Origin of the sequence: Actinomadura parmotrematis (assembly GCF_019458805.1) — a bacterium.
Lineage (GTDB): Bacteria > Actinomycetota > Actinomycetes > Streptosporangiales > Streptosporangiaceae > Spirillospora > Spirillospora parmotrematis.
Genome location: NZ_JAIBOA010000004.1, coordinates 404,989 through 410,988 on the forward strand (window position 1 = coordinate 404,989; position 6,000 = coordinate 410,988).

Genomic DNA, 6,000 nt, shown 5'->3' on the forward strand with positions numbered 1-6,000 from the left:
GGAATCCGCGCCCCACCGGCGTGTTCCCCGCCGCCCCGCACGCGCCGCCGGGGCCTGACGGGCGGGGCGGGTAAAGCGAAGGAAGATAGTCAAGGCGCCGGAAAGCGGGGACGCTGGAGCGTGACGGATGACACACTCACGGGAAGGACACCGCCGTTCCCGGCCCACGACAACCCGTGCACCCCGCCGCGCACCGCGTCGTGCGCGGCAAGGACCCCCCTAGGCGCATGACACCGCTGAAGACTCCCGCAACGCCCGCCGACCTGCCCGTCGAGACCGACACCTTCATCGGCCGCGACCGCGACGTGGCCGACCTGTGCGGCCTGCTGGAGACGCTGCGCGCCGTCACCCTGACCGGGCCCGGCGGCATCGGCAAGACCCGGCTCGCGGTGCGCGTCGCCCGCACGCTCGCCGGGCGCGGCGCCGGGCCGGTCTGGTTCGTCGAGCTCGCCGACGTGCGCACCGACGCCTCGCCCGACCCCGTCGGGCGGCGCGTCGCGGCGGCCCTGCAGATCACCGAGGAGGAGGGGCGGTCGGCGGCCGACAGCGTCGCCGACGCGCTCGGCGCCCGGCCCGCCCTGCTGGTGCTGGACAACTGCGAGCACCTGGTCGAGGGCTGCGCCTCGCTCGCCGCCGTCCTGCTCGCCCGCTGCCCGGGGCTGCGGCTGCTCGCCACCAGCCGCGAACCGCTGCGCATGGCGGGCGAGACGGTGTGGCGGGTGCCGCCGCTCGATCCCGCCGACGCCGTCCGGCTGTTCGTCGAGCGCGCGCGCGCCGTGCGGCCCGACTTCGCCGCCACCGGCGCCGTCGCCGAAGTCAGCCGCGCCCTGGACGGCCTGCCGCTGGCGCTGGAACTGGCCGCCGCGCGGGTGCGGGTCCTGTCGGTCGAGCAGATCGCCGAGCGGCTGGAGGACCGGTTCAAGCTGCTCAGCGCCGGCGACCGCGACCGCACCGCGCCGCTGCGCCAGCGCACGCTGCGCGCCGCCATCGACTGGAGCCACGACCTGCTGTCGGCGCCCGAGCGGGTGCTGCTGCGCCGCCTCGCGGTGTTCGCCGGCTGGACGCTCGGCCAGGCCGAGCAGGTGTGCGCCGACGACGGGCCCTTCCTCACCGGCCTCGCCGGCCACGACCTGCTGGACCTTTTGACCGCGCTCGTCGACAAGTCGCTCGTCGTCGTCGGCGAGGAGGTCGCGGGGGAGACCCGGTTCCGGCTGCTGGAGAGCATCCGCCAGTACGCCGCCGAGCAGCTCGCCGAGGCCGGCGAGGAGACCGAGGTCCGCGACCGGCACCGCGACGCGGTCCTGGAGGGCGTCGAGCGCGACGGCGAGATCGCCCTCGCCGAGATCCCCGCCGACTGGGCCGGGCGCGTCGCGCTGTTCCGCCGCTACGACGTCGAGCTCGGCAACGTGCGCGCCGCGCTCGCCTGGACCGCCGAGCACGGCGGCGCCGAGGAGGGCCTGCGGATCTGCACCGGCCTGCGCACCTACTGGATCACCCGCGGCCGGGTCGCGGAGTGGACCGCCTGGACCGACCGGTTCCTGGCCGCCGGCGACCAGCCCGCCTACGTCCTCGGCCCCGCCCTCGCCGGCCGCGCCCAGCTCGCCGTCGGCGCCCGCGACTTCGCGCAGGCCGCCGCGTTCGCCGAGCGCGCCCTGGAACCCTGCGGCAAGGCCGGCGACGACTTCATGACCGCGATCGCGCTCGTCACCCTCGCCGAGGCCCACACCCACGCCGGGCGGCTCGCCGAGGCCGCCGCCCGCCTGGACGAGGCCGACGCGGTCGGCGCCGCCGAGGGCCAGGAGTGGAACCGCGCCTACGCCCGCATCGCCCGCGGCTACCTGCGCATCCGCGAGGGCCGCCTGCGCGAGGCCGGCGAGCTGCTGGAGACCGGCCTCGCCGGGATGCGCGAGATCGGCCAGCTGTGGGGCGCCGCGCACGCCCTGATCGGCCTGGCCCGGCTCGCCGCGCTGCGCGGCGACCACGCCGCCGCCCGCGCCTGCTACGCCGAGGCGCTGCCCGTCCTCGGCGACATCGGCGCGCGCCCCGAGTCCGCGCGCGCGCTGTCGGGCCTCGGGCGCGTCGCCCTCGCCGAGGGCGACCTGCCCGCCGCCCGCCGCGCCCTCGCCGAGAGCCTGGAACTGAGCCGCGCCACCGGCATCCGCCTGGACGTCGCGCGCTGCCTGGAGGCGTTCGCCGCGCTGCTGTCGGCCGAAGGCGACGCGCGCGGCGCGGTGCTGCTCGCCGGCGCCGCCGGCGGCCTGCGCGACGCCACCGGCCGCGCGGCCCGCCCGGCGGGCGGCGCCCGCATGGAGGCCGTCCTGCAACCGCTGCGCCGCGCCCTGGGAGAGCCCCTCGTCGCCCGGCTGTGGGCGCAGGGCCGCGTCCTCAGCTCCGACGCCGCCGCCGAACTCGCCCTGCGCGACCCCGGCGACGCCGCCTCGCCCCCGGGGGACGCCGCGCCCGCGGGCACCGTCCCGGCGCCCCGCGAGCCCGCCGCCCCGCCGAGCACCCTGACCGCCCGCGAACGCGAGATCGCCCGCCTCGTCGCCCGCGGCCTGTCCAACCGCGCCATCGCCGACGAGCTCGTCATCAGCCCCGCGACCGTCGCCCGCCACGTCACCAACATCCTCACCAAACTCGGCTTCGGCTCCCGCGCCCAAGTCGCCGCCTGGTCCGTCGACCACCTCCCCCCCGACCCCCACCCCTGACCCCGCGCCTCACGCCGCGCGCCTCACGCCCCGCGCCTCACGCCCCGCGCCTCACCCCCCGCGCCTCACCCCCCGCGCCTCGCGCTACGGCGCTTCTCCTCCGCGCTTCGGCCCCGGGGGCACTTCGCGCTTTCCGTGCTTCGCGTCTCCAGCGCCTCGCGCGGGCTTCTCGCGCCGTCACGCCACCTCTCGCGCAGCGCCACCTCGGCCGCTCGCATCGCTCGCCCGGGTTCGTCCGACGCCGGCCCGCGGCGGCCGTCTGCCCAGATAGGCATGACCACATGGTCACCACTCGTTGACTTGCGGCGTGTTGGGCACTTTCGATCTTCAAAGTGCCCAACACGCCGCATCTCGACGAGGGATGGCCGGGTGGTCATCGCCGGGGAAGGGCGTGGGCGGGGGAGGGGGGTGTACGGGGGTGTGTACACATGCCCCCGGGCCGGGGAGCGGGCCGGATACTCAGCGGGTTGCACATTGTGGCGCATGTGCGGACGGTGTCGGTCCGGTTACCGTCGAGGCATGATCTCCAGCGGTGCGGACACGACGCTCGCCTACCCGGCCGTCACCATGGCCCAGGCGGTCTTCGGCGCCGCCGGCGACCCCGGCCGCCACGACCGGCCCGCCGTCGTCGACGCCGCCACTGGGCAGGGGCCGACGCACGCCGAGCTGGCCGCCGCCGTCGGCGCGGCCGCCGCGGGCCTCGCCCGCGCCGGCGTCGCCCCCGGCACCGTCGTCGCGCTGCACCTGCCCGACGGCCCGGAGTTCGCCGTCGCCTTCCACGCGGTCGCCGCCGCCGGCGCCGTCCCGTTCCCGCTGCGCACCGGCGCCACCCCGGCCGACGCCGCCCGCCTCACCGCGGCCGCCGGCGCCCGCGTCCTCGTCACCTGCCCCGTGCTGGCGGACGCGGCGCCGCCCGCCGCCACCGTCTTCGCGTTCGGCGACGTGCCCGGGGCCCGGCCCTTCACCGGCCTGCTCGCCGGCGGCGCCGCCCCCGACGTGCCCGTCGACCCCGCCCGCGACGCCGCGCTCGTCACCGCCACCCGCGGGCGCGGCGGCCCGCCCCGGCCGATCACCCTCACCCACGCCGAGGTCGTCGCCGCGCTCGTCCGGACCGCCGGCTCCGGCATGGTCGGCGCGTCCGACACCGTCCTGTCGGCGCTGCCGTTCGCCGACACCCTCGCGCTGAACGGCCTGCTCAACCCGGCGCTGCGGCTCGGCGCCACGGTCGTCGCGCGGCCCGCCGCCGGCCGCCACGACCTGCTGCGCACCCTCGCCGACCACCGCGTCACCCTCGCGCTGCTCACCCCGGCGCTGGTCGAGGCGCTCGCCGCCGACCGCACCGCCGGCCGCCACGACCTGTCCGCGCTCCGCGCGATCGTGTCGGCGGGCGGCCCGCTCGGCGCCGACGCCGCCCGCGCCTGCGCCGACCGCCTCGGCCTGCCCGTCCGGCAGGCGTACGGCATCGCCGAGGCCGCCGGGCTCACCCACCTCAACCTGCGCGCCGCCGAGGAGGGCACCCTCGACTCGGTCGGCCGCGGCCTGCCCGGCATCGCCTGCCGCGTCGTCGACCCCGCCACCGGCACCGACCAGCCCGCCTACCAGCCCGGCGAGCTCTGCCTGCGGCTGCCCGCGGTGCACGTCGCCGGCGCCGCGCCCCGCTGGCTGCCCGCCGGCGACACCGCCTTCGCCGACGAGCACGGCCGCGTCTACGTCCTCGGCCGCGTCGGGGACGGCGCCGCCGAACCCGCCGCCGAGCCCGACGCGGTGCTCGCCGCGCACCCCGCCGTCACCGAGGCCGTCGTCGCGCCCGCCCCCGACAGCGACCTCGGCCTCGTCCCGCACGCCTTCGCCGTCGTCGCCGGCCCGGCCCGCGCCGCCGACCTGCTCGCCTACGTCAACGCGCAGGTCCCGGCGTTCCGCAAGGTGGCCGCCGTGCACGTCGTGGACCGCATACCGCGCGGCCCGGACGGGCGGGTGCGCCGCCGCGCCCTGCTGGCGAAGGCGGGGCTCACGGCATGACCTCCGGCGCCGGCCGCGCCGCCGGTTACACATCGCTCTACACACATCTTGCGATGCGGGGCCGCGGCCTCGGCACCTACCTTCACCGCATGCTCGATGGATCCCGCGGCCCGGCGGCCGTGTCCGACACCACCGTCACCGAGGCCGTGCTGGCCGCGGCGCGCGAGCACGCCGCGCGCCGCCCGGTGCGGCCCGCCCTGATGGACCCGGCCCACGAGCTCGGCTACGCGCGGTTCGCCGAGGCGGTCCCGGCCGCCGCGACGGGCCTCCGCCGCCTCGGCGTGCGGCCCGGCGACGTCGCCGCCGTCCACCTGGGCAGCGCCTGCGAGCTGGCCCTCGCGGTGCACGCGGTGAGCGCCGCCGGCGCGGTGCCCGCCCCGCTGCCGGTGGACGCCTCGGTCGCCGCGCTCGGCGCGATGATGACCGAGACCGGCGCCCGCTTCCTGATCACCGGTGTCGACACCGCGGCCCGCTCGGTCGTCGCCACCGAACGCTCCTACGTGCGGCAGGTGTTCTCCTTCGGCAACGTGCCCGGCGCGATCCCGTTCGCGCGCCTGGTCGAGGCCGGCGCGCCCGCCGTCGCGCCCGACCCCGGGCCCGGCCCGGTCGCCCCGGCCGACCCGCTCCGCGACCTGGCGCTGCTGCTCTGCGACCCGCCCGACGGCATCACCCACGCCGAGCGGTTCGCCGACCTGTACCGGCTCGGCGGCGCGATCGGCCTCGCCGAGGGCGACGTGCTCGCCTGCAGCCCCTTCGACGTGTCGCAGCCGACCTGGATCGCGCTCATCGACCTGTGCCTCGCGCACGGCGCGGCGCTCGCCGCCGTGCCCGAGCCGGGCACCGACGCCCTCCTCGCCGCCATCGGCGAGCACCGCGCGTCCGTCGCGGTCGTCACGCCCGCCAAGCTGCGCGCGCTGGTCTACGACCACGCCCGCATGCCGCTGCCGGGCGTGCGGCTGCTGGTCACCGGGGCGCCCGACCCCGAGGTCGTCCAGGCGTGCCGCACCCGCCACGGCTGGACGGCCGCCACCCTCGGCTGACCGAGGCGGGAAGCGGGGCGGGAACCCGCCGCGAAGACCCGTGATCGCGCCCGCCGCCCACGGACGCGCCCCGCGCAACGACCACCGATCCGGGGGGATGAGGGGGGAAGCGGCGAGGCGGGTTCGGCCATGCCGGGGGGATGGCCGAACCCCCCCCCCCCCCCCCCCCCCGCCCCCCCCCCCCCCCCCCCCCCCCCCCCCCCCCCCCCCCCCCCCCCCCCCCCCCCCCCCCC

3 protein-coding genes are annotated in these 6,000 nt (G+C 78.8%); all 3 read left to right on the forward strand.

Annotated elements, in window-relative coordinates:
• Positions 1–227: 227 nt before the first annotated feature.
• Complete coding sequence (locus tag K1Y72_RS09235) at positions 228–2,708, forward strand: ATP-binding protein (protein WP_220165112.1); 2,481 nt, start codon at positions 228–230, stop codon at positions 2,706–2,708.
• 519 nt (positions 2,709–3,227) lie between these two features.
• Positions 3,228–4,727, forward strand: coding sequence for a class I adenylate-forming enzyme family protein (locus tag K1Y72_RS09240; protein WP_220165113.1), 1,500 nt, complete (start codon positions 3,228–3,230; stop codon positions 4,725–4,727).
• An 89-nt stretch (positions 4,728–4,816) separates the two neighbouring features.
• Entirely contained in the window at positions 4,817–5,767 is a 951-nt protein-coding gene (locus tag K1Y72_RS09245; protein ID WP_220165115.1) for an AMP-binding protein, read from the forward strand.
• The last annotated feature ends 233 nt before the right edge of the window (positions 5,768–6,000 follow it).